This is a genomic window from Streptomyces sp. NPDC028289, from assembly GCF_055565975.1.
The window spans coordinates 809,218-835,146 of record NZ_JBVHTI010000003.1; the positions used below are offsets into that span (position 1 = coordinate 809,218).

General features: G+C 72.9%; 18 protein-coding genes. 10 read left to right on the top strand and 8 right to left on the bottom strand.

Annotation, left to right across the window (positions count from 1 at the left end; all coding sequences use genetic code 11):
* Positions 1 to 8 precede the first annotated feature (8 nt).
* The 4 genes from ACZ4UV_RS17825 to ACZ4UV_RS17840 form a co-directional block, all read right to left on the bottom strand.
* The gene (locus ACZ4UV_RS17825) at positions 9 to 3,326 is read right to left on the bottom strand and encodes a choice-of-anchor D domain-containing protein (protein WP_467838835.1); all 3,318 of its coding nucleotides are present in this window, start codon (positions 3,324 to 3,326) and stop codon (positions 9 to 11) included.
* Between the two features lie 371 nt (positions 3,327 to 3,697).
* A complete protein-coding gene (locus ACZ4UV_RS17830) occupies positions 3,698 to 4,699 on the bottom strand; it encodes a LacI family DNA-binding transcriptional regulator (RefSeq protein ID WP_467838838.1) in 1,002 nt (333 codons plus the stop codon).
* A 454-nt stretch (positions 4,700 to 5,153) separates the two neighbouring features.
* A complete protein-coding gene (gene tnpB / locus ACZ4UV_RS17835) occupies positions 5,154 to 6,605 on the bottom strand; it encodes an IS607 family element RNA-guided endonuclease TnpB (protein WP_467838841.1) in 1,452 nt (483 codons plus the stop codon).
* The gene (locus ACZ4UV_RS17840; protein WP_451016273.1) at positions 6,602 to 7,177 is read right to left on the bottom strand and encodes an IS607 family transposase; all 576 of its coding nucleotides are present in this window, start codon (positions 7,175 to 7,177) and stop codon (positions 6,602 to 6,604) included. Before ACZ4UV_RS17840 ends, tnpB begins: the two co-directional genes overlap by 4 nt.
* A gap of 42 nt (positions 7,178 to 7,219) precedes the next feature.
* Between ACZ4UV_RS17840 and ACZ4UV_RS17845 the strand changes: the two genes are divergently transcribed.
* Both ACZ4UV_RS17845 and ACZ4UV_RS17850 read left to right on the top strand, forming a co-directional pair.
* A complete protein-coding gene (locus ACZ4UV_RS17845) occupies positions 7,220 to 7,864 on the top strand; it encodes a hypothetical protein (protein WP_467838844.1) in 645 nt (214 codons plus the stop codon).
* A gap of 109 nt (positions 7,865 to 7,973) precedes the next feature.
* On the top strand, positions 7,974 to 10,952 hold the full coding sequence (locus tag ACZ4UV_RS17850; RefSeq protein ID WP_467838847.1) for a glycoside hydrolase family 2 TIM barrel-domain containing protein: 2,979 nt from the start codon (positions 7,974 to 7,976) through the stop codon (positions 10,950 to 10,952).
* Positions 10,953 to 11,134: 182 nt separating this feature from the next.
* Here ACZ4UV_RS17850 and ACZ4UV_RS17855 read toward each other — a convergent pair whose 3' ends face one another.
* On the bottom strand, positions 11,135 to 12,307 hold the full coding sequence (locus tag ACZ4UV_RS17855) for a serpin family protein (RefSeq protein WP_451016269.1): 1,173 nt from the start codon (positions 12,305 to 12,307) through the stop codon (positions 11,135 to 11,137).
* A 277-nt stretch (positions 12,308 to 12,584) separates the two neighbouring features.
* Here ACZ4UV_RS17855 and ACZ4UV_RS17860 point away from each other — a divergent pair, with 277 nt between their 5' ends.
* The 6 genes from ACZ4UV_RS17860 (at position 12,585) to ACZ4UV_RS17885 (ending at position 19,225) form a co-directional block, all read left to right on the top strand.
* Positions 12,585 to 13,802, top strand: coding sequence for a DUF4190 domain-containing protein (locus ACZ4UV_RS17860; protein WP_451016268.1), 1,218 nt, complete (start codon positions 12,585 to 12,587; stop codon positions 13,800 to 13,802).
* A 147-nt stretch (positions 13,803 to 13,949) separates the two neighbouring features.
* Complete coding sequence (locus ACZ4UV_RS17865; protein ID WP_294005575.1) at positions 13,950 to 14,702, top strand: GntR family transcriptional regulator; 753 nt, start codon at positions 13,950 to 13,952, stop codon at positions 14,700 to 14,702.
* A gap of 328 nt (positions 14,703 to 15,030) precedes the next feature.
* A complete protein-coding gene (locus tag ACZ4UV_RS17870; RefSeq protein ID WP_351489951.1) occupies positions 15,031 to 15,228 on the top strand; it encodes an SPOR domain-containing protein in 198 nt (65 codons plus the stop codon).
* Positions 15,229 to 15,249: 21 nt separating this feature from the next.
* Positions 15,250 to 15,657, top strand: coding sequence for a (deoxy)nucleoside triphosphate pyrophosphohydrolase (locus tag ACZ4UV_RS17875; protein WP_451016267.1), 408 nt, complete (start codon positions 15,250 to 15,252; stop codon positions 15,655 to 15,657).
* Positions 15,658 to 15,969: 312 nt separating this feature from the next.
* Positions 15,970 to 16,377, top strand: a complete 408-nt coding sequence (locus tag ACZ4UV_RS17880; RefSeq protein ID WP_351489946.1) for an ATP-binding protein — start codon at positions 15,970 to 15,972, stop codon at positions 16,375 to 16,377.
* A gap of 259 nt (positions 16,378 to 16,636) precedes the next feature.
* The gene (locus ACZ4UV_RS17885) at positions 16,637 to 19,225 is read left to right on the top strand and encodes a SpoIIE family protein phosphatase (protein ID WP_390046596.1); all 2,589 of its coding nucleotides are present in this window, start codon (positions 16,637 to 16,639) and stop codon (positions 19,223 to 19,225) included.
* Between the two features lie 211 nt (positions 19,226 to 19,436).
* Here the strand turns inward: ACZ4UV_RS17885 and ACZ4UV_RS17890 are convergent, their stop codons facing one another.
* A complete protein-coding gene (locus ACZ4UV_RS17890) occupies positions 19,437 to 20,918 on the bottom strand; it encodes a hypothetical protein (protein ID WP_451016266.1) in 1,482 nt (493 codons plus the stop codon).
* Positions 20,919 to 21,000: 82 nt separating this feature from the next.
* Between ACZ4UV_RS17890 and ACZ4UV_RS17895 the strand changes: the two genes are divergently transcribed.
* Both ACZ4UV_RS17895 and ACZ4UV_RS17900 read left to right on the top strand, forming a co-directional pair.
* Positions 21,001 to 22,257, top strand: coding sequence for a glycoside hydrolase family 18 protein (locus tag ACZ4UV_RS17895; RefSeq protein WP_451016265.1), 1,257 nt, complete (start codon positions 21,001 to 21,003; stop codon positions 22,255 to 22,257).
* Positions 22,254 to 23,243: a phosphotransferase family protein gene (locus tag ACZ4UV_RS17900; protein WP_467838856.1), complete on the top strand. Its 990-nt coding sequence runs from the start codon at positions 22,254 to 22,256 to the stop codon at positions 23,241 to 23,243. The genes ACZ4UV_RS17895 and ACZ4UV_RS17900 overlap by 4 nt, the downstream gene beginning before the upstream one ends.
* On the opposite strand, the gene ACZ4UV_RS17905 is transcribed toward ACZ4UV_RS17900, so the two are convergent.
* Both ACZ4UV_RS17905 and ACZ4UV_RS17910 read right to left on the bottom strand, forming a co-directional pair.
* Positions 23,218 to 23,994, bottom strand: coding sequence for a succinate dehydrogenase/fumarate reductase iron-sulfur subunit (locus tag ACZ4UV_RS17905; protein WP_388906911.1), 777 nt, complete (start codon positions 23,992 to 23,994; stop codon positions 23,218 to 23,220). The genes ACZ4UV_RS17900 and ACZ4UV_RS17905 overlap by 26 nt on opposite strands.
* Positions 23,991 to 25,922 (bottom strand): fumarate reductase/succinate dehydrogenase flavoprotein subunit, encoded by a 1,932-nt coding sequence (locus ACZ4UV_RS17910; RefSeq protein WP_451016263.1) that lies wholly within the window; start codon positions 25,920 to 25,922, stop codon positions 23,991 to 23,993. Before ACZ4UV_RS17910 ends, ACZ4UV_RS17905 begins: the two co-directional genes overlap by 4 nt.
* Between the last annotated feature and the right edge of the window lie 7 nt (positions 25,923 to 25,929).

Genomic DNA, 25,929 nt, shown 5'->3' on the forward strand with positions numbered 1-25,929 from the left:
CCGTGGGCTCAGACGAGGGAGTTGTAGATCTTCCAGCCGGGCCCGACGCCGACGCGCGCCGCGTACGGTGCCGCGGCGTTGCCGGTGCCCCGGTAGAGCCAGAGCGTGCCCGTGGTGTCGCGTGCCAGGAGGTCGGCCTTGCCGTCGCCGGTGACGTCGCGCGGTCCGGCGAACGCGTTGTAGATGTTCCAGCCCGTGCCGATCCTGGTGCGGGCGGCGAAGGGGGCGGCGGCCTTGCCGGTGCCGCGGTACAGCCACAGGCTGCCCCCGGCGTCGCGGGCGACCAGGTCGGCCCGGCCGTCACCCGTCACGTCGCCCGCGCCGGTCAGCGCGTTGTAGATGTTCCAGCCCGTGCCGATCCTGGTGCGGGCGGCGAAGGGGGCGGTGGCGCTGCCGGTGCCGCGGTACAGCCACAGGCCGCCCCTGGCGTCGCGGGCGACCAGGTCGGCCCGGCCGTCACCCGTCACGTCGCCCGTGCCGGTCAGCGAGGTGTAACCGCCCCAGCCCGGCCCGACCTTCCTGCGGGCCGCGAGCGGAGCCGCCGCGTTGCCGGTCCCCTGGTACAACCACAGCGTGCCCGTGCCGTCGCGGGCCACGACCGAGCCGCTGCCGTCCGACATCACCCGCGAGACGCTGGTGATCAGGTTGTACGTGTTCCAGCCGGGGCCGACGCCGAGGCGCCGTGCGAGGGGCGCCGCCGGCACGCCCGTGCCGTGGTACTGCCACAGCACGCCGGAGGCGTCCCGCGCCAGCAGCGTGCCCAGCTGCGCCGGCGGTGGGGTGCCCGTGCCGCTGAGCGCCTCCAGCATCGCGCCCTGCCCGGCGTCGCCGGTGATCTCGTACGACGCCGACCGGGCGCCGACGGTGGTCGGCGAGAAGGTCACGGTCTGCCGCACGCTCTGCTCGGGACCGATGACCAGGCCCTCGGGCAGCGGGTCCGCGCTGGTGAACACGCCGGCCGGCGCCTTCGCCTTGGTGATCGTGACCGGGACGTTCCCGGAGTTGGTGATGGTGAACGACTTGGTGACCGACGTGCCGCGGGTGACCCCGCCGAACGCCAGCGACGGGGGAGTGAGCAGCAGGTGCCCCTGGCCGCTGATCGCGTTGCCCTCGATCGGGATGGTCAGCGTGCCGCTGGTGCTGGTCAGCGTGATCGACGAGGAGTCCCGGCCGGTGGCCGTGGGCGCGTAGCCGACGCGGAGCACGACCGAGCCCTGGGCCGGGACGACCGTCGGGTCCGCCGGGTCGGCGCTCGGCAGATTGTCCGCGCTGAAGGGCCCGGTGGGCGAGGTGACGGAGGTGATGGTCTCCGGCTCGGTGCCGGTGTTGGTCACCTGGACGTTCGCGGTGGCCGCGGTCCCCGTCGGCTGGTTGTCGAAGGACACCGTGCCAGGGAACGCGGCCAGCCCGGGCCTGGTCCCGACGCCGTGCAGGCTCAGCGCGAACGTGCCCGCGTCCGTGACGACGGTGAGCGTGCCGCTCGCGCCCAGGACCGCGGTCGGCCGGAACGTGACTGGCACGGTGAGCTGCCCGCCGGCCGGGATCGAGGCCGGCAGCGACGAGGTGTCCGCGGTGAACGGGCCGTCGACGCCGACCGACCTGATCGCCAGCGCCCTGGACGGGTTCTGGTTCTCCGTCAGGACGACGTCGGTGCTCGCCGTGTCGCCGACCTGTGCCGTCCCGAAGTCGACGGGGCCGCCCTTGAGCGGGCTGCCCACCGGGTTGCCGTACGCGTAGACCTTGCCGTCCCGCGTCCCGACGAAGACCTGGTTGCCGTCGGTCGCCGGGACGGCGAACTTCGGCGCGGTGCCGATCGGCGCGGACCACGCCAGCTTCAGGACGCCGTTCGCGTCCGGCACCGGGTTGTAGGCGCGCAGCTGGGCGTTGACGCCCGTCGGGCCGCCCGACCACACGACCCACACCAGGGCGCTGCCCGAGCGCGTCCCGTCGGAGGTGACCACCGCCGAGCCGCTGGTGTAGGGGAAGGAGTCCTGGCTCGCGCCCGCGACGCTCAGCGCCGGGTCGCCCTTGGCGGTCACACCGCGGTGCAGCGCCGTCAGCGAGCCGCCGTTGCCGACGACGTACACGTAGCCGCCGTCACCGCCCCAGACCGCGGGGTGGCCCCACTGGCCCTTCAGCGGCCCGGTGACGCCGACGACCGCGTCCGTGCCGCCGGGGCCCTGCGAGCGCCCGCCGAGGTGGTCGCGGTCCAGCAGGAACACCCGGCCGTCCTTGCCCTGCTGCACCAGCAGATGCGGGTGGGAGGCGGTGCCGAAGCTGTCCGGCAGGCCCACCGGGCCGCCGGAGGCCAGGTCGGTGTCCTGCTGGTCGAGCGTCGGCGCGTTGGACGGGCTGAAGAAGTCCGCGGCCTTCAGGCTCCGGTCGGGCTGCACCTGGAGCCGGACCACGGACTCCGCGAGCGTGCCGGGCGGCGAGGTGCCCGGGCCGGGCGCCGGGCTGACGCCGTTGCCGGTGGCCACGAAGATCCGGCCGGGACCGTCGGAGACCAGCCCGCCGCCGGACTGCCAGATGCCGGCGCCGCTGTTGCTGGCGCCGGTCTCCGTCGCCCACATCGACGTCACCGAGGGCGACGTGGTGCTGACGCCGACCACGTAGCCGCGGTACGGCTTGGCGTCGCAGTGCCCGCCGAAGCCCGCGTACACGATCCCGTCGAGCAGCAGCAGCCCCGGCCGCTGCATCTCGTACGCGGGCAGGAACGACTGGCTCGGGTCGTTGGACGCCGAGCCCTGGATCGTCACGGGGAAGCCCTGCTTCTCCGCGCCGGTGACCGGGTCGAGCGCGTGCATGTACCAGTGCGGGTTGAGCGCGTTCGGGCCGTCGTCGACCTTGGTCGTCAGGTAGACCGCGCCGGACGCCGGGTCGTACACCGGCGTGCCGGTGCTGCCGACGTTCGGCGCCAGGTCGCCACAGCTGAGCGTCGCGGCCGGCCACGCGGGCCCGAAGCTCCGGTGCCACAGCACGGCGCCGGTGGTCCGGTCCAGGCCGTAGGCCATGTTGTTCTCGGTGACCGCCACCACCGTGGCGCCGACCACGATCGGTTGCGCGTAGATCTGCCCGTCCAGCTGGGCCGGGGCCTTCCACAACTGCCCGAACGAGGACGACCGCACGTCCGCCGCGCTCAGGCCTCCTTCACCCTGGTCCCAGCCGGTCCGCAGCGAGTCCACCGACCCGGTGGTCTCGCTGGCCCGCGCCTGCGGGACTCCCACGCCGATCAGCCCCGCCGTCAGCGCGCCCGTCACCGCGAGCACCAGCCCGCGCCAACCGGTACGTCTCTTCCGTATGCCGCCGCGTCTGTCAGCACCCACGACGAGAACCCCCTCCGATGCCCGGTCCATGCAGCCCCCGCGACCGCGCTCCCCGCGCGACCGCCTTCCCCCGAGCCGCCCGGCGCCTCAGGCGGCCTCCTCACTGCGGAAGGACGCGGCGCGCGGTCGCGGCCCGCGCATCAAACCACACAATCCACCCCATGTGACCTGGTCGCACCTTCTCTCTCGCGCAGCCTCTCGCGATGCGCATGCGGACAACTCCCGTACCGTCCACAGTCATCCGTGGTTCACCTTCGGCGGCGGATCGTGGAGGAGGAACAGGCCGTCCGTGTATGACGGACGGGAACCACGTCCGGAGATCCGACGGCTCCGTCACCCCCCGGCCCTGAGCCCGGTCCGCCCGGTCGCCCCTACGCCGACTCGCGCACCCGCAACTCCGCCCCCACCGTCAGCTGTTCGGCGGGCAGGGGGTCGCCGCCGGTCAGCAGCCGGGCCGCCTGTTCGACCGCGAGGGCGCCGAGGCGGCGGGTGTCCAGGGCCACCGTGGTCAGCTGCGGCTCGACCAGCGTGCCGAGCCGCAGGCCGTCGAAGCCGACCAGGGCGAGGTCCCGGGGGACCTGCCGGCCGAGCCGGCGCGCTGCGCGCAGCGCGCCGATGGCGATGATGTCGTTGAACGTGAACACGGCGGTCAGGTCCGGGTGCCCGGCGAGAAGTTCCTGGAGCGCGCTCTCCCCGCCCTCGACGCTCTGGTCGGCGCGGGCCACGGAGCCCGAGTCCAGCCCGCACGCGGACATCGCGGCGTCGAACCACTTGTGCCGGATGCTCGGTTCGGACCGTTCGGCGTGTTCGAGCATGCCGATGCGCCGGTGTCCCGCGGCGGTCAGATGCCTGATCGCCGCGTGCACGCCGCTCTCGCCGTCGATCCGGATCGAGCTGAACCGCTGGGTGCGGTGCTCGCGGTCGATGAGCACCACGGGGAGTCCGCGGGTCAGCTTGTCGATCTCGTCCTCGGGCAGGCTGAGATAGCCCACGACGGCGTCGACCTGGGAGGCGATCACCTCCAGCGTGCCCCGCTCCTCCTCGGGCCGGTCGCCGGTGTCGTACACGACGACGTGCCAGCCACGGTCCCGGGCCGCCTCCAGCGCGGCCGCGGCGACCTCGGTGAAGAACGGGTTGAGCAGGTCGGGGATGACGAGGCCGACACTTATGGTGTCCTGCCGGACGAGCCCCCGGGCGAACCGGCTCGGGCGGTAGCCGAGCGCCAGGGCGGTGTCGAGAACACGCTGCTTGGTGGAGACGCCGATCTCGCCCTTGTCGTTGAGCGCCCGTGACACGGTCTGCCGGGACACGCCCGCGGCCTGGGCCACATCGTCGATCGTGACCCTACGGGGTCCGGTCCCCGACGACGCCATCACTCACCTCCGCGTAATTGCCGACGCGCCAGCGTCGCAGGGACACCGAGTATGCCCCGGTGGGGAGAAACCTTGACACTCCGGCGTCCGTAAGCCCACACTCCCAATCACTTCCCGTTACCGCTCCCGTGAGCGCTCACGTTACCGCTCACGGAACCTCATTCCAACCAGAAGGCATCCGCCTCCAGGTGTCAACGTCGACCCGCCTGTGCCCCGTGGCCAGGCGTTCTCTGGAACGGAAGACATGAGAAGCACAGCCGCGCGCACCCGCCTCGCCGCAGCAGCCGCGACCGCAGGCATCGTCGTACTCGCCGGGTGTTCCTCGTCCGGTTCGTCGGACAAGGCGTCCGCGTCCTCCTGCGACCCAGCCCGCGAAGGGCAAGGTCACCGTTGCGGAGACCGTAGTCGGGTCTCGGCATTCAAGGCGTTTCTGCCCGGAAGGTCCGTCTCGTCATCAGAGCGTGAGGGCTTCGGCTTGAGTACGGTCTCTCGCTTCCGTCTGCCGCTGGTGCGGCAGGGTTGCGCCACCTGCCCGCCCCGCCTCCGCCGTGCGGCGGGGGCGGGTGGTGCGGGTCTTCTGGTCGGCTCCACGAGGCTTCGACACCGCCGCGGCGGTGTCCTGGTCTCCGGCCACTCCGGTACCAGTTGCTGCGGCCGCCGCGAGGGCGGCGAGGTTGAGTGCGGCGTTGTCGTCCCGGTCGATGACCAGGTGGCAGGCGTCGCATTCGTACGTCCGGATGTGCAGCGGCAGCTTGGCTCTCACCGCGCCGCACCCGGAACAGGTCTTCGAGGACGGGTACCAGCGGTCGGCCACGATGATGCGGGTGGCGTGGCGCTGGCGGGTCTTGTAGGTGAGCTGGCGGCGGATCTCACCGAATCCGGCGTCGGTGATCTGGCGGGCGAGGCGCCAGTTGCGGAGCATCCCGGCGACGTTGAGGTCCTCGACCACGACGGTGCCGTACTCGGCGGTCACGGCGGTGGTGAGCTTGTGCAAGGCGTCTTGGCGGAGGTTCGCCACCCGGTGGTGGACCTTGTTCCGCTGGGCGTTGGCCTTCTCCCACCGGCGGGACGGTTTCTGCCCGGTGCGCCGGTCGGGGCCCCGGCGGCGGGACACGACGCGGGATGCGCGCCGCAGCTGCTTACGCGCCCGCTCGTAGTGCCCGGGATTGGGCACGGTGCGGATCCCGCCGGTGCTGTCGGCCATCACCGCGAGGGTCTTCACCCCGAGGTCGATGCCGACCGCCACGTCCGGCCGCGCCACGCGTTCGAGGTCGCGCCTGACCTCGGCCTGGAACGAGACGAACCAGCGTCCGCGTTCGTGCCGCACGGTCGCGGACAGGATCCGGGCCTTCCCGGCCTGGACGCCGGCGAGGAGCTTCACCGTGGGCTCGTGGGTACGGATCGTGCCCAGCCTCGGCAGTGTCACGTGCCGGCCGGCGTCCACGCGGATCGTGCCGGTCGTGAACCGGCAGGACGGGCGTGCCTTCCGCTTCGACTTGAAACGCGGCATGCCCATCGCACGGCCACGCCGCTTGCCCTGCCTGGACTTCGCGTAGTTGTCGAACGAGGCAGCAGCGTTCGCCAGGCCGGTGTTGTACGCCTCCTTGGAGTTCTCCTCCCACCAGGCGGAGAAACGCGGGTCGGTGTGTTTGGCGGCGTTGAACGCCTTCCGCAGCGACGGCAGCGACCACGGTCGCCACTGCGTCAGCCCGGCCTCGGAGACGCCGTATGTCTCCTCCGCGCGGCGCTGCCACCACGACGCCTCGACCCAGCCGACAGCCCAGTTGTACGCGGCACGCACCGCATCGCAGTGCGAACGCAGCGAACGTTCCTGGGAGGCGTTCGGGTCCAGGACGAACCGGAACGCCTGCACCACGAACCCGGGCTGCGCCTGAAACTTCTTCATCCGGCGTCCTCGCCGGTCGCCACGGCCACCGCGCGGGCCGCACGGTTCTTCGCCGCCCGGCGCCCGTACAAGCGGGCACACATCGACGTCAGCACCTCGGTGATGTCCCCCACCAGGTCGTCAGCGCTCTCGGCGGGGTCGAGGACGACCAGCCGCCGCCCGGACGCCGACAGGACGGCTTCGAGGTGCTCGACACCGAACCGGGCCAGCCGGTCACGGTGCTCGACCACGACCACCGTGGCGTTCGGGTCGGACAACAGGCGCTCCAGCTTGCGGCGCCGCCCGTCCAGCCCCGAGCCGACCTCGGTGACGACCTCGGCGACGGCCAGGCCCAGCCCGTTCGCGCCTGCCACCACCCGGGCCGCCTGCCGATCGAGGTCGGCTTTCTGGTCGGCGGACGACACGCGGCAGTACGCCACCACACGCCCGGACGGCTGGACGGCGACCTCGTCGACCAGCCACGTCCCGGACGGCGCCTGGCGAACAGGGACGGGCATCTTCCCGTCCTTCACCCACCGCCAGGCGGTCTGGTAGCTCACGCCCTGCTGCCGCGCCCACTCCGAAAGCTTCACAAGACCAAGATGTTCGAGATGCACGACTAGGGATGACTATGAATGACTAGAAAATCTGTAGCAGAATTCACCCCTGCCGACCTTCCGGCGAGCACCTTCGTGTCGGCGGGCCCGGCCACCGTCCTGCTCGACCACTCCGCCGAGTACGAACTCGTCGACGACGGCTCCGCCCTCGCCCTCACCCTGCTGCGCGCCATCGGCTCCATCAGCGTCAACATCCACCCCCTGCGCGACGAACCCGCGGCGAGCGAGATCCCCGCCCCGGGCGCCCAGGACCTGGGCATGCGCATCGAGAACCGGTTCGCGGTACTGCCCTGGGCGGCCGGCTGGCAGGGCGTGAACGCGGTCGCCCTCGCCGAGGAGTTCCGCAACGACGCCCTGGTCACCCGCGGCACCGGGCCCGGTGGCGCCCCGCTGCCCCCGGACGCGGCCGGCGTCCAGGTCGACGGCAGGGACGTCCACGTGTCGAGCATCCGCCGGATCACCGACCCCGAGCACGGGCCCGGCACCGAGCTTCGGCTGGCCGCGATGCGGGACACCCCGACGGCCGTCCGCGTGACCGGCGCCTTCACCGAGGCGACCACCGTCGACCTGCTCGGCCGCCCGCTCGCCTCCGAACCGGTCCGGGACGGGCTCGAACTCGGCCTCGGCGCCTGGGAGATCCGCACGGTGGTGCTCCGCGGGTAGGGCCGCGATGTGTCGTATGTCGTCTGCGGGTCCGTTGTGGCTGGTCGCGCAGTTCCCCGCGCCCCTCACGGGGCGCTGTCGTCCCCCCGTCTCAAGAAAGTTGTGCGTCTTGTCCTCCGAACCCACCGCGTACGTATCGGACCCCACCCCCTGGCACGGCGCCCTGCGCCCGGCCCGGTCCTGGCTGCACTCCGACGCCCCGTCCCTGTCGCTGAACGGCCCCTGGCGCTTCCGGCTGTCGCCCACGGCGGCCGTGGCGTCGGACTTCTCCGCCGAGGAGTTCGACGACCGGGGCTGGGACAGCATCCCGGTGCCCGCGCACTGGGTGCTGGAAGGCGATGGCGCCCATGGCCGGCCGGCGTACACGAACATCCAGTTCCCGTTCCCGATCGACCCGCCGCATGTCCCGGACGAGAACCCCACCGGCGACTACCGCCGCCACTTCGACCTCCCCGCCGGCTGGCCGGACGCCGAGCGGGTCGTCCTGCGGTTCGACGGGGTCGAGTCGCTGTTCAAGGTGTGGGTGAACGGCGTCGAGATCGGCGGCGCGAGCGGCAGCCGGCTGGCCCACGAGTTCGACGTCACCTCCGCCGTGCGCCCCGGCGACAACGTCGTCGCCGTCCGCGTGCACCAGTGGTCGGCCGCCAGTTACCTGGAGGACCAGGACCAGTGGTGGCTGCCAGGCATCTTCCGGGACGTCACCCTGCTCGCCCGCCCGGCCGGGGGCATCGAGGACGTCTGGCTGCGCACCGGGTACGACGGCGGGCGCGGGCGCGTCGAGACGGAGGTCACCGCCGACGCGACCGCGTTCCCGGTCACCCTGCGCATCCCCGAACTGGGCGTGGAACAGGTCTGGGAGACGGCGGCCGACGTGGCGCCCGTCGACGTCCCGGAGGTGGAGCCCTGGTCGGCCGAACTGCCCCGGCTGTACGACGTGACCGTGTCCTCGGCCGCCGAGAGCATCGCCCTGCGGGCCGGCTTCCGCACGGTCGAGATCCGCGGCGACCGGTTCCTGGTCAACGGCCGCAAGGTCGTCTTCCACGGCATGAACCGGCACGAGGCCCACCCCGAGCGCGGTCGGGTCTTCGACGAGGCGCACGCCCGCGCCGACCTGGCGCGGATGAAGCGGTTCAACGTGAACGCCATCCGCACCAGCCATTACCCGCCGCACCCCCGGCTGCTCGACCTCGCCGACGAACTCGGCTTCTGGGTCGTCCTGGAGTGCGACCTGGAGACCCACGGCTTCGAAAAGGCCGGCTGGACCGGCAACCCGACCGACGACCCGGCCTGGCGCGCGGCCTGCCTGGACCGCATCGAGCGCACCGTCGAGCGGGACAAGAACCACCCCGGCGTCGTGATGTGGTCGCTCGGCAACGAGGCCGGCACCGGAGCCAACCTCGCCGCCATGTCCGCCTGGGTGCACGCCCGCGACCCCGAGCGCCCCGTGCACTACGAGGGCGACTACACCGGGGACTACACCGACGTCTACTCCCGGATGTACTCGACCGTGCCGGAGACCGAGCAGATCGGCACCGACGGCTCGCAGGCGCCGCTGCTCGGCTGCACCCCAGCCCAGGGTGCCCGGCAGCGCACCAAGCCGTTCCTGCTCTGCGAGTACGCCCACGCGATGGGCAACGGGCCGGGCGCCCTCGACCAGTACGAGGAACTGGTCCACCGCCACCCGCGGCTGCACGGCGGCTTCGTCTGGGAGTGGCGCGACCACGGCATCCTGGCCACCGCCCCCGACGGGACGCCGTACTACGCCTACGGCGGCGACTTCGGGGAGGTCGTGCACGACGGCAACTTCGTGATGGACGGGATGGTGCTCAGCGACGACGTGCCGACGCCCGGCCTCCACGAGTTCAAGGCGGTCGTCCAGCCGATCCGGTTCGCCCTCGACGGCGACCAGCTCGCCGTCACCAACCTGCGGCACTCGGCCGACACCTCCGACCTGCGGTTCCGCTGGCGCGTCGAACACGACGGAACGCCCGCGGCAGCGGGGGAGCTGGAGGTCCCCGCCGTGGCGGCGGGCGCGTCGGAGCGGGTGCCGCTGCCGCCGGTCGAGGTGGCCGCGGACGCCGAGACCTGGCTGACGGTCGAGGCGGTGCTGGCGACGGAGACGGCCTGGGCCCCGGCCGGGCACGAGATCGCCACCGCCCAGCTGGACCGCTCGCTGCCGCGGCCGGTGCCCGCCGTCCGGCGCCGGACCGGCTGGCGGCCCGGCGAGGGAACGCGCACGCTCGGCATCGCCGAGTTCACCGGCGGATCCCTCACCCGGCTCGCCGGGCGGGCCGTGACCGGGCCGCGGCTGGAGCTGTTCCGCGCCCCGACCGACAACGACGAGGGCACCGCCGACCGGCTGGAGGGCAGCGACAACAGCACGGCCGACGTGTCCAGCGCCGACCTGTGGCGCCGCGACGGCCTCGACCGCCTGACCGCACGCCGGATCAGCGTGGAGCACGCCACGGACGCCCTGCGCACCGTCGACCGGGTCTCCGCCGCGGACTCCACGCTCTCGGTGACGGTGGAGTCGGTCTGGTCGGTCGAGGACGGTGAACTGGAACTGCGGGTGGAGATCGAGCCCGGGCGCGGCTGGACGACGGTGTGGCCGCGGATCGGGGTCCGCTTCGAACTGCCCGACGGCACGGCCCCCGTGGACGGCGCCGAGTGGTTCGGCCTGGGCCCGCTGGAGTCCTACCCCGACAGCCTCCGCGCGGCCCGCACCGGCCGGTTCTCGGCCACCGTCCGGGACCTTTCGGTGGACTACGCGCGCCCCCAGGAGACCGGCCACCGCTCCCGGCTGCGCCGGCTCACGCTGACCAGCGGCGACGCCGAGGTGCTGCGCATCGACGCCCTCCCCGACACCCGTGGACGGCGCCCCGGCTTCACCCTCGCCCGCCACACCCCGCAGCAGATCGCCCGGGCCGCCCACCCCTACGAACTCCCGGAGTCCGCCACCAGCCACCTCATCATCGACGCGGCCCAGCACGGCCTCGGCTCCCGCGCCTGCGGACCGGACGTGTGGCCGGAGTTCGCGCTGCGCCCGGAGGCCCGCACCCTCAGGCTCCGCTTCACGGCAGGCGCCTGAGCCGCGACCGGACCGCTGGATGTGCCGTCGTTCGGCTGCGGGTGCGTGGGGGGGCTGGTCGCGCAGTTCCCCGCGCCCCTCAAAGCAGGGGGCTGCACGAGCGCCCCTTCAGGGGCGCGGGGAACTGCGCGACCAGCCACGACGGCGCCGCAGTCGGACGACGGCGTATCGCGGCCCTCCGGCTAGCCGGCCACCGCCGGCTCCGTCACCCACCCCGCCACCAGCACCAGCCGGCTCTCCCGGTGCACGGCGAGGAAGCCGAACGGCCGGTCGACGGTGACCCGGACCACCGTCGACTCGTACCGGTACTGCGGCGGGCCGCCGCCGGGCGCCGCCACCACCGCCGTGACCGCGGCGGCCCGGAAGCCCAGCGGCCCGAACTCCGCGACCGCGGACTGCCCGGCCGCCCCGACGGCGAGCGGCGCGGCACTGATCCCGGGGAAGTGCCCCCCGCGGGCGTCGGCGGCCGTGGAGAGCCCGAACAGCCCGTGCAGCTGGAGCAGGTCGTGGTCGGCGCGGACCGTGAAGCCCGGGGTGGTCACGTCGAGCCGGATGGGGTCCGGGGCGACGGACGGCTGCCGCTCCACGACCACACCCGGCCCCGCGGGCCCGTAGGGGAGCTGTCCGCCGGTGGTCACCGGCAGGGCCCGCTCCAGTACGCCGATGCCCGTGTGCAGCACCTGCCCCGGGGCCATCCCCTCGGCGCCGAGCACCAGATGCACGTCGAGACCGTTGTCGCCGGGGATCCTCAGCGTGGTGACGTGGCCGTCCGGACCCGCGGTCACCCCGATCCGGTCGGGCCGGACGCTGCTGCGGTGCAGACCGGCCAGGACCCGCCCCTGCCAGGGCCCGGAGCCGGGCCGCAGCACCGTCTCCCGGAACGGGTGCTGCCAGTCCGTGCGCAGCGCCAGCGCGGTCGCCAGCACCAGCCGGGCGCCCTCGGCGAGCCGCACCGGCAGCCGCTCGACCAGCCCCTGCGTGCGCTTCGCCGCCCACGCGTCCAGCGCCTGACGGGAGGCCGCGAGATCGGCGCCGAGCACCCCGTGCGCGTCGGCCGGCAGCCCCGCCGCCCACGGCTCACGCAGTTCCAGCGCCCGGTCGGTCCACAGCCCCAGAGCCGACCCGACGCCCGGTATCGAATCCAGCCCCGTGAGTAACTCCCGCGCACCGGCGGCAGCTTGATCGGCTTGCCTGCCCACGGCCCGGGTCAGCTCGTCCCGGGCCGGGCCGGCGGCGCCGTCGGCGAGGAAGGCCAGCAGCGGCCAGACACCGGCGGCCGAGAAGACCGTGCCCTGTCTGGTCTGCCGCGCCCAGCGTGCGGTGAGCGCGTTGACGGCGCTGACGGTCTCGTTCATTCGTCGTCCTCCCAGGGGTACTCGGGGAAGGGCAGGGGGTCCGTGACCCGGCCCGCCGCGAGGACGAGCCGGGAGTGCCGGTGCGGGGCGAGGAAGCCGAAGGGGCGGTGGTCCACCGGGAAGCCGGGGTGCGGTCGGCCCGTTCACCGCGCGCGCGGCCGCCGTCCCCACCCTCATTCCGCCCCCGTTCACGGCGCGCTTACGATGCGCGCAGTCGTACGTCAGTTCAGCCGTCCGTTTCCGCGCGGCCCGACGCCCCCTCAGGAGCACGGTACCGGTGTCCATACCTCCGCCCCCCGGCCCCCACCAGCCACAAGGGCCCTACCCACCGCCCCAGTCGGGCCAGCCGCAGTACCCGCAGTACCCGCAGGCGCCGTACGGGCAGCAGCCGCCGTACCCGGGGCCGTACCAGCCCTGGGGCCAGGGCTACGGCCCCTACGCGCCGCAGCCGCCCGTCAACGGGCTCGCCATCGCCTCCCTCGTGCTCGGGCTGCTGTGCTGTCTGCCGGGGGTGGGGCTGGTGCTGGGGCTGGTCGGGCTGGGGCAGATCCGCAGGCGGGGTGAGCGCGGCAGGGCGATGGCGGTCATCGGGTCGGTGCTCTCCGCACTCGGGCTGGCCCTGTGGGTGCTGGTGCTGGCCACCGGCGGGGCGGCGGAGTTCTGGGAGGGCGTCAAGGAGGGCGCGAACGACGGCTCCAGCCTCTCCCTGTCCACCGGCGACTGCTTCGACACCCCCGACGGCACGCTCACCGGCGACCTGGTCTCCGACGTCACCGTCGTGGACTGCGAGAAGGCGCACGACGGCGAGGTCTTCGCCACCTACCGGCTCAAGGGCTCGGACTACCCGGGCGACGACAGCGTCGGCGACTCCGCCGACCGGCGCTGCTACGGTCTGGAGGACGGCTACGCAATGGACGGCTGGGCGATCCCCGGCGACGTCGACGTGTACTACTTCACGCCCAGCGCGGACAGTTGGGAGTACGGCGACCGGGAGGTCGCCTGCGTCTTCGGCAACACGACCGAGGGCCGCACCCTGTCCGGCTCGCTGCGCAACGACGAGAGCGTGCTGGACAACGACCAGGTCGCCTACCTCGACGCCGCGCACGTCCTCAACACCGCCCTCGCCGGCGTCCCCGAGGCCGAGTACGTCGAGGACGACCTGCCCGGCTACCGGCAGTGGGCGGACCGGGTGACCACGGCCCTCGGCAAGCAGACCGCGATGCTGCGCGCGCACGACTGGGGCCCGGACGGAAAGAAGCCGGTGGGCGACCTGATCGCGGACCTCGACAAGGCGCGGACGGAGTGGGCGAAGGCCGCGAAGGCCACGGACGCGGACACGTACTACGCCCACTACGACAAGGGCTCGGCGCTCCTCGACCCGAAGCGGACCGTCACCGCCCGCAAGGCTCTGGGCCTCGCCACGACCCCGCCCTCGTACGACGACGGGGGCGGCGGCTCCGGCAGCGGAGGAAGTGGCTCCGGCATGGAGGTGTGATCGCGGCTATAACGGGGAGAAAGTGCCTGCGTAAAGCCTCCCCGGGCCACATGTCATCACATCGAGTGATTCTCTGGCCTTTGCTTGCATGGCTCAACCCACGGTTGCCACGCTGTTGCTGTCTGTACAACCTGATGGGAGCGGCCAGTGACTTTCGGTGAGCAGCCGGCGTATCTGCGTGTCGCGGGTGATCTCCGCAAGAAGATCGTCGACGGTTCGCTGCCGCCCCACACCCGGCTGCCCTCCCAGGCCCGCATCCGCGAGGAGTACGGCGTCTCGGACACGGTCGCCCTGGAGGCCCGCAAGGTGCTGATGGCCGAGGGGCTGGTCGAGGGCCGGTCCGGCTCCGGGACCTATGTGCGCGAGCGGCCCGTGCCCCGGCGGGTGGCCCGCTCCGGCTACCGCCCGGCCGGCGGCGCCACCCCGTTCCGCCAGGAGCAGTCCGACGCGGCGGCGCGCGGCACCTGGGAGTCCAGCAGCGAGCAGACCGGGGCGGGCGCCGCGATCGCCGACCGGCTCGGCATCCACGTCGGCGACCGCGTGATGTGCACCCGGTACCTGTTCCGGGACGCCGGGGAGCCGATGATGCTCTCCACCTCCTGGGAGCCCCTCGCCGTCACCGGCCGCACCCCCGTGATGCTGCCCGAGGAGGGCCCGCTCGGCGGGATGGGCGTGGTCGAGCGGATGCGCGCCATCGACGTCGTCGTGGACAACGTCACGGAGGAGGTCGGCGCCCGCCCCGGCCTCGCCGAGGAACTGCTCACCCTGGGCGGGGTCCCCGGCCATGTCGTCCTGGTGATCCAGCGGACGTACTACGCCTCCGGCCGCCCGGTGGAGACCGCGGACGTCGTCATCCCGGCGGACCGCTACCGGGCCTCCTACCATCTGCCGGTGAGGTAGCCGGGCCTACCACCTCACCGTGAAGTAGCGCACACCCTTGCGATGGTTGACGCCTTCACGACTCGGGCACGAACCTGTGCCCGCCGCTGGAATCCGGCCGTTCTCCCAGGTGAACCGGCTGTCCTCGGCATGCTCGCGACCCGAAGTACGGGGCGCGCGAGCGGCGCATTCGTTGTCGTGCGCCCCCACCGTTCTGGCTGGTTGCGTACCTCTTTGTGAAAAGGCGTATTCGCTGCGTAAAGGTTAGGCGTACGCTCGGGCATATGCGGAGTGCGGTTTCCTTAGTGGGGCGGGGATGGACGGGAGCCGGGAGATGCGGAGGGGCGCGATGACGGAAGGCACGGTCTCTCTCCCCTGGCTCGTCATACGGCAGGACGACAACGGCAATCGCTACCGCGTCGGCCGGTACGCGACCCGGGCCGAGGCGCAGAAGATCGCCGACAGTCTCGACGACCGCGGACACAAGCAGCTCTACTGGGTCGAGCGCATCGGTCACGCCAACGGGGACGGGGCCAGCAGGAACTGACCCTCCCGTAGGCTCCGGCCCATGAGCGAACGGATCGTGGTGGTCGGAGCCGCCCTGCTCGACACCGGCCGCCTCCTCGCGGCCCGCCGCAGCGCACCCCCCGAGCTGGCCGGCCGCTGGGAGCTTCCCGGCGGCAAGGTCGAGCCCGGCGAGACCCCCGAGCACGCCCTCGTGCGCGAGCTGCGCGAGGAGTTGGGCATCGAGGCGCAGACGCTGACGCGCGTACCGGGAGAGTGGCCCCTGCGGCCCCCGTACGTCCTCCAGGTGTGGACCGCCCGCCTCCACCCCGGCTCCCCGGACCCCAAGCCCCTCCAGGACCACGACGAGCTGCGCTGGCTGACCCCGGAGGAGATCTGGGACGTGAACTGGCTGGACCAGGACGGGCCGGCGGTACGCGCGGTCACCGCCATGCTGGGACGCGGGGCGTAGCCCCGACGAACAGGGGCGCGGGCCGCATTGGACTTGCGGCTCCCGCCGCGTGGGCGCGACAGGCGGATCGAGTCCGGGGCGCAGCCCCGACGAACAGGGGCGCGGGGAACTGCGCGACAAGCCCCCACCGCGCCGCACCCGCCCGACACCCGCGCCCCCCGAGCTCCTAGGCGCTCGGCCCTCCCGGCGTAAGCCGTTCGCACCACAGTGCGCCCTCTCTCGCGGTACTGCCCTCCGGTAATCGGGTATGTGCCCATTAACCCCACGAAACCGGACAGTGCCGGGCTCGCAGCCGGGGGAAGCGACTGGGAAGTGATCGGTGTGATCGACACCGAAGGTGACACCGCCGAGTGGACCTTTCCCGCGGAACCGGGCGCCGTGCGCACCGCCCGGACCGCGGTCCGAGACCAGCTGCGGGGCTGGGGCCTGGACGGCCTCGCCGACCTCGCCGCCCTGCTGGTCAGCGAGCTGGTCACCAACTCGCTGCGACACGCCACCGGCCCCATCGGCGTACGCCTCGTCCGCCCCCCGGAGCTCGGCGACACCCTGCGCGTGGAGGTCTCCGACCCCCTCCCGGACCCGCCGCGCGAGCGCGCCGCCAGCCCCGACGACGAGAGCGGCCGCGGCCTCCAGCTCGTGGCGGGCTCCTCGCGCAGCTGGGGTACCCGTCGGGGAGACAACGGCAAGACGGTCTGGTTCGAGCTGGCCGTACCAGGGTGAACGGGGTGAACGGGATGTACACGCAGTGCTACGTCGTCCACCCGCGAGAGTGGCCGATCAACGCGTGCCGGAGTGCGTGATTCGACGGCGTGTTCCCTGGTTAGAAGACTGGAAGTGTTGTCACGGTCCGGTCCGGAAATCGTCGGGACCGTGCTGTGATCGTGAACACCGTGTCAGGCGGCACCGTAGTGCTGGATACTGCGGGCAGCCGCACCCGGTGACCGGTGCCGGACGCGGTGAGCTGGAGGGGACGGTTCGCGTGAGCGAGATACCAGCTAAGGCCACGGAGTCCGAGGACCCGTCGGACGGCGCGAGGGCGGGGACCGCGGAGACAGCCGCGGCCCCTGGCGACGCCGTGTGGCAGAGCAGCCCGCCCGGCTCGATCTACGACTACATCAAGGTCGCCTCGTTCTCCATCGGCGCCGGCGGCCTGGTCGACCAGTGGAGTCTGCGCGCCGAGCAGATCTTCGGCATCCCCGCCGAGCGCGCCGTCGGCATGGACCCCATCGAGGCGTTCGTCGCCCCGGACCTGCGCGAGCGCGGCCAGCGGAAGATGGCCGAGATCCTCGATGGGCGGGAGTGGACCGGCGTGGTCCCGTTCCGGATGCCCGACACGGCGGACGGCGAGCGCGGCGAGGAGGGCATCGCCGAGGTCTACGTCATGCCCACCCGCACCGCCGAGGGCGAGAACGCGGCCGTGTGCATCGTGGTCGACGTCCGCACCCTGCGCAGCATCGAGACCGACCTCGCGGCCTCGCAGTCGATATTCGGTCAATCTCCTTTCGGCTTCCTGCTGATCGACACCGACCTGCGGATCCGCCGCGCCAACGTACGGTTCTCCTCCATCTTCGGCGGCACCCCCGAGGACCACCGCGGCAAGGGCGTCCACGACTACCTCCCGCGCTCCGAGGCCGAGCGGGTCGCGGCCACCCTGCGCCGGGTCCTGGAGACCGGCAACTCCATCACGGACATGCACGTCACGGGCTTCGTGCCGGGCTCCGAGGAGCGCCGGCACTGGTCCATCAACCTCTACCGGGTGCACAGCGGCACCGGCCGCCCCATCGGTATCGCCTGGCTCGGTCTCGACATCACCGCCCGCCGCGCCGCCGCCCGCGAGGCCGCCGCCGCCCGGCGCAACCTCGCCCTCCTCAACGAGGCCGGCGCCCGCATCGGCAACTCCCTGGACCTGGAGACCACCGCCCGCGAACTCCTCGACGTGGTCGTCCCCGGCTTCTGCGACCTCGCCACCGTCGACCTCTACCAGGGTCTGCTGGCCGGCGACGAGACCCCGCCGGGACTCGCCGACGGCAGCGCCGAACTGCGCCGGGTCGCCTTCGCCAGCGCGGTCTCCGACGCCCCCTTCGTGGGCGGCGGCGCCCCGGTCGCCGTCGGCGCCGTCCACCACTACCCCTTCAACTCCCCGTGCGCGGACGCCCTGCGCACGGCCCGCCCGCAGCACGTGCCGGCGGCGGAGGGCGGCCTCGTCCAGTCCACGCTGGCGGTGCCCATGGTCGCCCACGACACGGTCGTCGGCCTCGCCCAGTTCGCCCGCACCAAGGGCAGCGAGCCGTTCGGCGACCGCGACCGGGAGCTCGCCGTGGAGCTGGCCGCCCGCGCCGCCGTCTGCATCGACAACGCCCGGCTCTACCGGCGCGAGCACGAACGCGCGCTGATACTGCAACGGTCCCTGCTCCCGCCCGGCGACCCGGAGGCCTCCGGCCTGGACATCGCCTGCCGCTACCTGCCCGGCAACGCGGCCACCGAGGTCGGCGGCGACTGGTTCGACGTCATAGAACTCCCCGGCCACCGCACGGCGCTGGTGGTGGGAGACGTGATGGGCCGGGGGCTGCGCGCGGCGGTCGCGATGGGCGAACTGCGCACCGCGGTCCGCACGCTGGCCCTGCTCGACCTCGAACCGGCCGAGGTGCTCTCCGCGCTGGACGAGATCGCCCGCGGTCTCGGCACCCCCGGCGGGGTCCAGCAGGCCACCCGCACGGCCCGCCAGCCCCGCGACGCCGACCTCTCCGAGGTCTACCTCGCCACGTGTGTGTACGCCGTCTACGACTCCGTCACGAGACGCTGTACGTTCGCCAACGCCGGCCACCTGCCACCCGTCCTCGTGGAACCGGGCGAGGCCGCCCTGATGCTCGACGTGCCGCCCGGCATGCCGCTCGGCGTCGGCGGCGAGCCCTTCGAGGAGGTCGAGGTCGAACTCCCCGAGGGTGCCCTGCTCGCGCTCTACACCGACGGCCTGGTCGAATCCCGCGACCACCCCCTCGACGAGGGCCTCCAGGCGTTCGTAGGGGCCCTCACGGACCCCGCCCAGCCCCTGGAGGACGTCTGCGACCACGTCCTCAACACCCTCGACACGCACCACGGCGAGGACGACATCGCGCTGCTGATGGCACGTGTACAGGGGCTGCCGGCCGACTCCGTCGGCGACTGGACGCTCCCACGCGAGCCCCGCAGCGTCGGCCGCGCCCGCGAGTACGCCCGCGGCCAGCTGCTCACCTGGGACCTGGAGCCGCTGGTCGACACGACGGAACTCCTGGTCAGCGAACTCGTCACCAACGCGCTGCGGTACGGCGAGGGCGACATAAGGCTCCGCCTCCTCCTCGACCGGACCCTGGTCTGCGAGGTCTGGGACTCCGGCCTGGTCCAGCCGAGGCGCCGACGCGCCCGGGACACCGACGAGGGTGGCCGCGGCCTCCAGCTGGTCGGCCTCCTGAGCGCGGCGTGGGGCTCACGCCGGACGCCGCGGGGCAAGACGGTGTGGTTCGAACTCCCGCTCCCGGACGGCGAGACGGGCCTGACCGACCCTGCGGAGGCGCTGCTCAGTCTGTTCTGAGGAGGCCGTGGTCATGGCGCGACGCCGCGGGGGCTGGTCGCGCAGTTCCCCGCGCCCCTTTGGGGCGCTCTGGTGAGCGCATACCGATACGGCGCCGCGCTTCTGCAGGGCGCTCGCGCAACCCCCTGCTTTTAGGGGCGCGGGGAACTGCGCGACAAGCCCCCGCGGACCCGTAGCCGCCCGACGACCCCCCGCGGCACCCTCTGACGCGCTACCCCAACCGCCCCCTGCTCTCGGGCCCCCCGAAGGCCACCACCGGCCCCCCGTCCCCCTCCTCACCCAGCAGCACGCCCCCGAGCACCGCCCCCGCCACCCCACTCCCGTGGCCGCCCTCCCCGGTGAACGGGTTCCCGTGCGCCCGCACATCCCGCTCCGCCAACTCCCACGCCCGCCGCGCCAGCCGGTCGGCGTCCGCGGGCGCAGCCCGCCCCGCAGCGGCCAGCAGCGCCCGCGCCTCCGCCCCCACAGCCGCCCGATGCGTCCCCACGAAGTCGTCCGCCACCCCCAGCGCACTGCGCGCCACCAGCCCCGCCCCCGCCGCGATCACCCCGGCCCGCCCGCCCCCCGTCCCCTCCACCGCCCGCACGACCCGGCGCAGCGCGTCCAACGGGTCGTACGGCCCGCCGGTCACCTGCCCCCGCACGCCGGCCAGCACGGCGTCGGCATGCGCCAGCCGCGGCGGCAACGCCGTCCCCCGCAGACCCGCCAGCTCCGCCTCGGCGCCGGTGAGGGCGGCCGGCACCAGCGCCGCCGCCGTCCGCAGCTCTTCCGCCAGCCGCTTCACGCCGCCCAGCAGCACCCCGGCCTGCGCCACGGCCCCCTCGGCGGCCCGCACCCCCCGCCGGAACCCGTCGTCGTCGCCCGAATCGGCGGCCTGGCGGGCCTGGTTGAGCCGTGAGGTGGCGAACACCAGCCGGTCCTTGGCCTGTTCGACGTGTCCGACGACGGGCCCGACCGCGGCCGCACCGTACCGCTCACCCGCCCCGGCCAGCGCCGCCGCCACCCCGCCGGTCCGCCCCGCCAGCTGCCGGAACCGCCCCTCGGCCTCGGCCAGCGCATCCCCCGCGTCCCACGCGGCGTCGAATCCCGCCGCCTCCGCGTCCAGTTGCCGCCCCGCCTCCGCGCACCGCCCGACCACGCCCACCAGTGCCTGGCGCCGGCCGGCGTCGTCCCCCGGCACCCCCTCCTCGTACCGCCGCCATATCGCGAACGCGGCCGTCAACTCCGTCTCGGCGGCCCGCAGGGCCCGTTCGGCGGACGTGGCCCCGTGGACGTACCCGAGGGCCTCCCGGCTGGTGCGGACGCAGTCGTCGGCGAGGACCAGGGAGGTCCGGGCCTGCCGCTCGACATCGGCGGGCGTCGGAGCCGGCGGGGCGGGGGAGAGGACGCCCGGCGTGGTGCGCGAGCGGGCCCGCCGTATCCGGCGCACGTATCCGTAGCCGCCCAGTGCGCCGGCCGCCGCCACGGCGACGAGCGGCAGGACGTAGTCGGTCGCCGACGCCCCGTCCGCCGCCTGGGCCGCGGCCACCGTTCCGCCGCCCGCCACGGGAACCGGATCTTGAGTGACGCTCGTCATCACCGGCAACACCAGCCAGACCGCCCCGGCCACCCCGCCCAGCACCGCATGCCCCACCCGCACGGCTATGTGCCCCGTGGCATGCCTCGGCCGACCCCGGATCAAGGATGACGTCACATTTCGGAGCGTATGGGGAGCCAGTCGGCTTCGCGACCGGGGCGGAGACAGCCGGGGGACGAGGAGAAATGGGGAGCGGAACATGAAACGGAGCCCGAACCAGGAGAACAACCCGAAACCCACCACCGCCCCGGACCCGGCCCGGCCCGCCGGCGAACCGAACTCCCCGTCGGCATCACCCGCCCCCTCCGGCGATCCGGCCTCCGAGCCGGTCCCGGCCGCTCCCTCCGACAACCCGCCCCCCACGCCGGCACCACCCGCACCCGCCGACGCGCCCGGACCCCGGCAGGGGCCACCCGCACCCGACGACGCGAGCCGCACGGGTCGGCCGGGTGGGAAAACGAAAGTCGGCAGATGGACGCTACGCGTCCTCCTCGTCCTCTTCGTCCTCCTGCTCCCCCTCCTCATCGCCGAGACCGCCCTCCGCATCAACTACGCCGGCGACCCGAAGGCCGGAACGTACAGCCGGAACCGGGACGCCCTCTGGCTCGGTCACGCGTGGGTCGACGGTCGTAGGACCGACGCCGACGTCACCGCCCTCGCCGCCCGGCTCGCGGGCACCGGCATTCGCGACCTCTACGTCCATGCCGGACCACTGGAGCACAACGGCACGCTGCCCAAATCGGCCTACCCCAAGGCCCGTTGGCTGATAACAGCCGTGCATCGAAAACTCCCCGGCGTCCGGGTGCAGGCCTGGCTCGGGGACGAGCTCGCGCCCGAGAAGCCGGATGCGATGCATCTGGAGAAGAAGGCGACGCGCGACGCCGTCGTCGCGTCGGCGCGGCAGGTCGTCGCCGCGGGGTTCGACGGGGTCCACTTCGACCTGGAGCCGCTGCACTCCGGCGACCGCAACTACCTCGCCCTCCTCGACGCCCTGCGCCCCGCGACCCCGCTGCTCTCCGTCGCCGCACACCAGATCGATCCGCTGCCGGCCTTTCACTCCTTCTGGGGTACCGTCACCGGTCATCCGAAATGGTGGTCGCAGGAGTATTTCGGGCAAGTCGCCCGGCGGGTGGACCAGATCGCGGTGATGTCGTACGACACCATGCAGCCGCTGCAGAGCCTGTACGGCGGGTACGTCGCGCAGCAGACCAGCCTTGCGCTGGAGGTCACACCGGCGGACACCGATCTCCTCATGGGGCTGCCCTTCTACCACGAGAACCGGTTCGGGCACTGGGCGCACGCGGAGACCGTGCCGGCGGCCGTGCGCGGGGTTCGGCTGGGACTGTCACGGACGGACCCGGATCGCGCTACCTTCGGCGTCGCCCTGTACGTCGACTTCGCCGCCACCGAGGATGACTGGACCTCCTATCGGAAGGACTGGGTTCGTACGTCATGACAACCGCTCGTGCCCACCTCACCCGTGACGACCTCGCGTCGCTCTCCCGCGAGGCCCTCGGCCGTGCTCCCGCAGCCGTCACCCGGCTGCGCGGCGGGAGCAAGAAAGGCGTCTACCGGCTCGCCCTCGACAACGGCCGGAGCGCGATCGCGTACGTCTGGTCCCCGGAGGAGGACTACTGGGGGCCCGTCGACGCCGACATCCGCGACCCCTTCGCGCACGCCTCCGGCCTCGGCCTGTTCCTGTCCGCCCACGACCTGCTGACCGAACTCGGCGTGCGCACCCCGCGCCTGCTGTTCGCCGACGAGGACGCCCGGCACCTGCCCGCCTTCGCCGCGGTCGTCGAGGACGTCCGCGGCGGCAGCCTGGAGGTGCTGCTGCGCAGCGACCCGGGCGCCGCACGGGTGCCGCTGGCCCGGCTGGCGGGAACGCTCGGCGTGCTCCGCGAGCACGTCTCCGCCGGGTACGGGAAGGCCGCCCTGGTGGAGGAGGGCGGGAAGCCGCTCGGCAGCTCCTGCGAACAGGTCGTCGCGGACCGCGCGATGCGCGACATCGCGGAGGTGGCCGAGCGGGATCCCCGGCTGCGCGAGGCGCGGCGGGCGCTGGCCGAGCGCGTGCACGAGCTCTACGACGCGGTCGAACCGCGCGACCACGCCTCCCTGGTGCACGGCGAACTCGGCCCGGACCACGTCCTGGTGACCGAGGAGGGCGATCCCGCACTCATCGACATCGAAGGCCTGATGTACTTCGACGCCGAATGGGAGCACGTCTTCCTGCAGCTCCGCTTCGGGCCCGCCTACGACGTGCTGCGCACCGCCGACCTCGACGAGGACCGGATGGCCCTGTACCGGCTGGCGATGCACCTCAACCTCGTCGCCGGGCCGCTCAGGCTGCTGGACGGCGACTTCCCGGAGCGCGAAACGATGCGGGACATCGCCGAGTCCAGCCTGCGGCAGGTGCTCAGCCTCCTGCGGGGCGCCTCCTGATCTTCGAGCCGAGCCACACCAGCGGGTCGTACTTGCGGTCGACGGCCCGCTCCTTCAGGGGGATCAGGGCGTTGTCGGTGATGTGGATGCCCTCCGGGCACACCTCCGTACAGCACTTGGTGATGTTGCAGTAGCCGAGGCCGTGTTCGTCCTGGGCCGTGCGCTTGCGGTCCAGGCCGGAGGCTTCCGCCGCGTCCAGCGGGTGCATGTCCAGTTCGGCGACGCGCATGAGGAAACGCGGGCCGGCGAAGGCCGTCTTGTTCTCCTCGTGGTCGCGGACGACGTGGCAGGTGTCCTGGCACAGGAAGCACTCGATGCACTTGCGGAACTCCTGGGAGCGGTCCACGTCCTCCTGGAACATCCGGTACTCGCCGGGGCCGACCCCGGCGGGCGGCACGAAGGCCGGGACCTCCCTGGCCTTCTGGTAGTTGAAGCCGACGTCGGTGACCAGGTCGCGGATGACCGGGAAGGCGCGCAGCGGGGTGACCGTGACGGTCTCGTCCTGCTCGAAGACGGACATGCGGGTCATGCACATCAGGCGCGGGCGGCCGTTGATCTCCGCCGAGCACGAACCGCACTTGCCCGCCTTGCAGTTCCAGCGGACGGCCAGGTCGGCGGCCTGGGTGGCCTGGATGCGGTGGATGATGTCCAGGACCACCTCGCCCTCGTTCACCTCGACCTTGAAGTCCTCCAGGCCGCCGCCCTCGACGTCGCCCCGCCACACCCGGAAGTGGGCCGTGTAGCCGCTCATTCGTACAGCTCCTCTTCGGCGAGGTACTTGACCAGCTCCTCCTTCTCGAAGAGGGCGAGCAGGTCGGCTCGGATGGGGTCGGTGGTCTCGCGGGTGAGGTCGATCTGGCCGCGCTCCGGGTCGGTGGCCGCCAACCCGCCCGTGGGTTCGGCCAGCCGGCAGAGCAGGTTGACCGGGCGCCACCGGCGGTCCATCGTCGGATGGTCCTCGCGGGTGTGCCCGCCGCGCGACTCGGTGCGCTCCAGCGCCGCCCGGGCCACGCACTCGCTGACCAGCAGCATGTTCCTGAGGTCCAGGGCGAGGTGCCAGCCGGGGTTGAACTGGCGGTGCCCCTCCACCCCGGCCCGGCGCGCCCGCACCCGCAGCTCGGCGAGCTTCTCCAGGGCCTGCTCCATCTCGCCCTCCCGGCGGATGATGCCGACCAGGTCGTTCATGGACTGCTGGAGCGCCTGGTGGAGGGTGTACGGGTTCTCCGGCGGACCGGAGCCGGGTTCCTGACCCTCGGCGGAGAAGGGCCGCAGCGCCTCGGCCGCCGCCGCGTCGATCTGCTCGTCGTCCACCGTCGGGCGCTCGTCGAGGTCCGCCGCGTGGTCGGCGGCGTGCCAGCCCGCCCGGCGCCCGAACACCAGCAGGTCGGAGAGCGAGTTGCCGCCGAGCCGGTTGGAGCCGTGCATGCCGCCGGCCACCTCACCGGCCGCGAACAGCCCCGGTACGCCGCGGGCGGCGGCGGTGTCGGAGTCCACCGCGACCCCGCCCATCACGTAGTGGCAGGTCGGCCCGACCTCCATCGCCTCCGCCGTGATGTCGACGTCCGCCAGCTCCTTGAACTGGTGGTACATGGACGGCAGCCGGCGCCGGATGACCTCGGCGGGCATCCGCGTCGACACGTCCAGGAAGACCCCGCCGTGCGGGGAGCCGCGGCCCGCCTTCACCTCGGAGTTGATGGCGCGGGCCACCTCGTCGCGGGGGAGCAGCTCCGGGGGACGCCGGTTGTGGTCCGGGTCCTCGTACCAGCGGTCGCCCTCCTCCTCGGACTCGGCGTACTTCTCCTTGAAGACGTCCGGGATGTAGTCGAACATGAACCGCTTGCCCTCGGAGTTGCGCAGCACCCCGCCGTCGCCACGCACCGACTCGGTGACCAGGATCCCCTTCACCGACGGCGGCCAGACCATGCCGGTCGGGTGGAACTGCACGAACTCCATGTTGAGCAGCGGCGCCCCGGCCAGCAGGGCGAGCGCGTGCCCGTCCCCGGTGTACTCCCAGGAGTTCGACGTCACCTTGAAGGACTTGCCGATGCCCCCGGTCGCGATCACCACGGAGGGCGCTTCGAGGACGAAGAAACGGCCGGTCTCCCGCTCGTACGCGAAGACCCCGGAGACCCGTGTGCCGTCCTTGAGGATCCGGGTGACCGTGCACTCCTGGAAGACCTTGAGCCGGGATTCGTAGTCACCGGTCTCCTTCTCGTCCTCCTGCTGGAGCGAGACGATCTTCTGCTGCAGGGTCCGGATCAGCTCAAGGCCCGTGCGGTCGCCGACGTGGGCGAGGCGCGGGTACTCGTGGCCGCCGAAGTTGCGCTGGGAGATCTTCCCGTCCTTCGTGCGGTCGAAGAGGGCGCCCCAGGTCTCCAGCTCCCAGACCCGGTCCGGGGCCTCCTTGGCGTGCAGTTCGGCCATCCGCCACTGGTTGAGGAACTTGCCGCCGCGCAGGGTGTCGCGGAAGTGGACCTGCCAGTTGTCGTGCTCGTTGACGTTGGCCATGGCCGCCGCGATACCGCCCTCGGCCATCACCGTGTGCGCCTTGCCGAACAGCGACTTGCAGATCACCGCCGTACGGGCGCCCCGCTCGCGCGCCTCGATCGCGGCGCGCAGTCCGGCCCCGCCGGCGCCGACGACCACGACGTCCCACTGCTGCCGCTCCACCGCTGACATCAGAAGC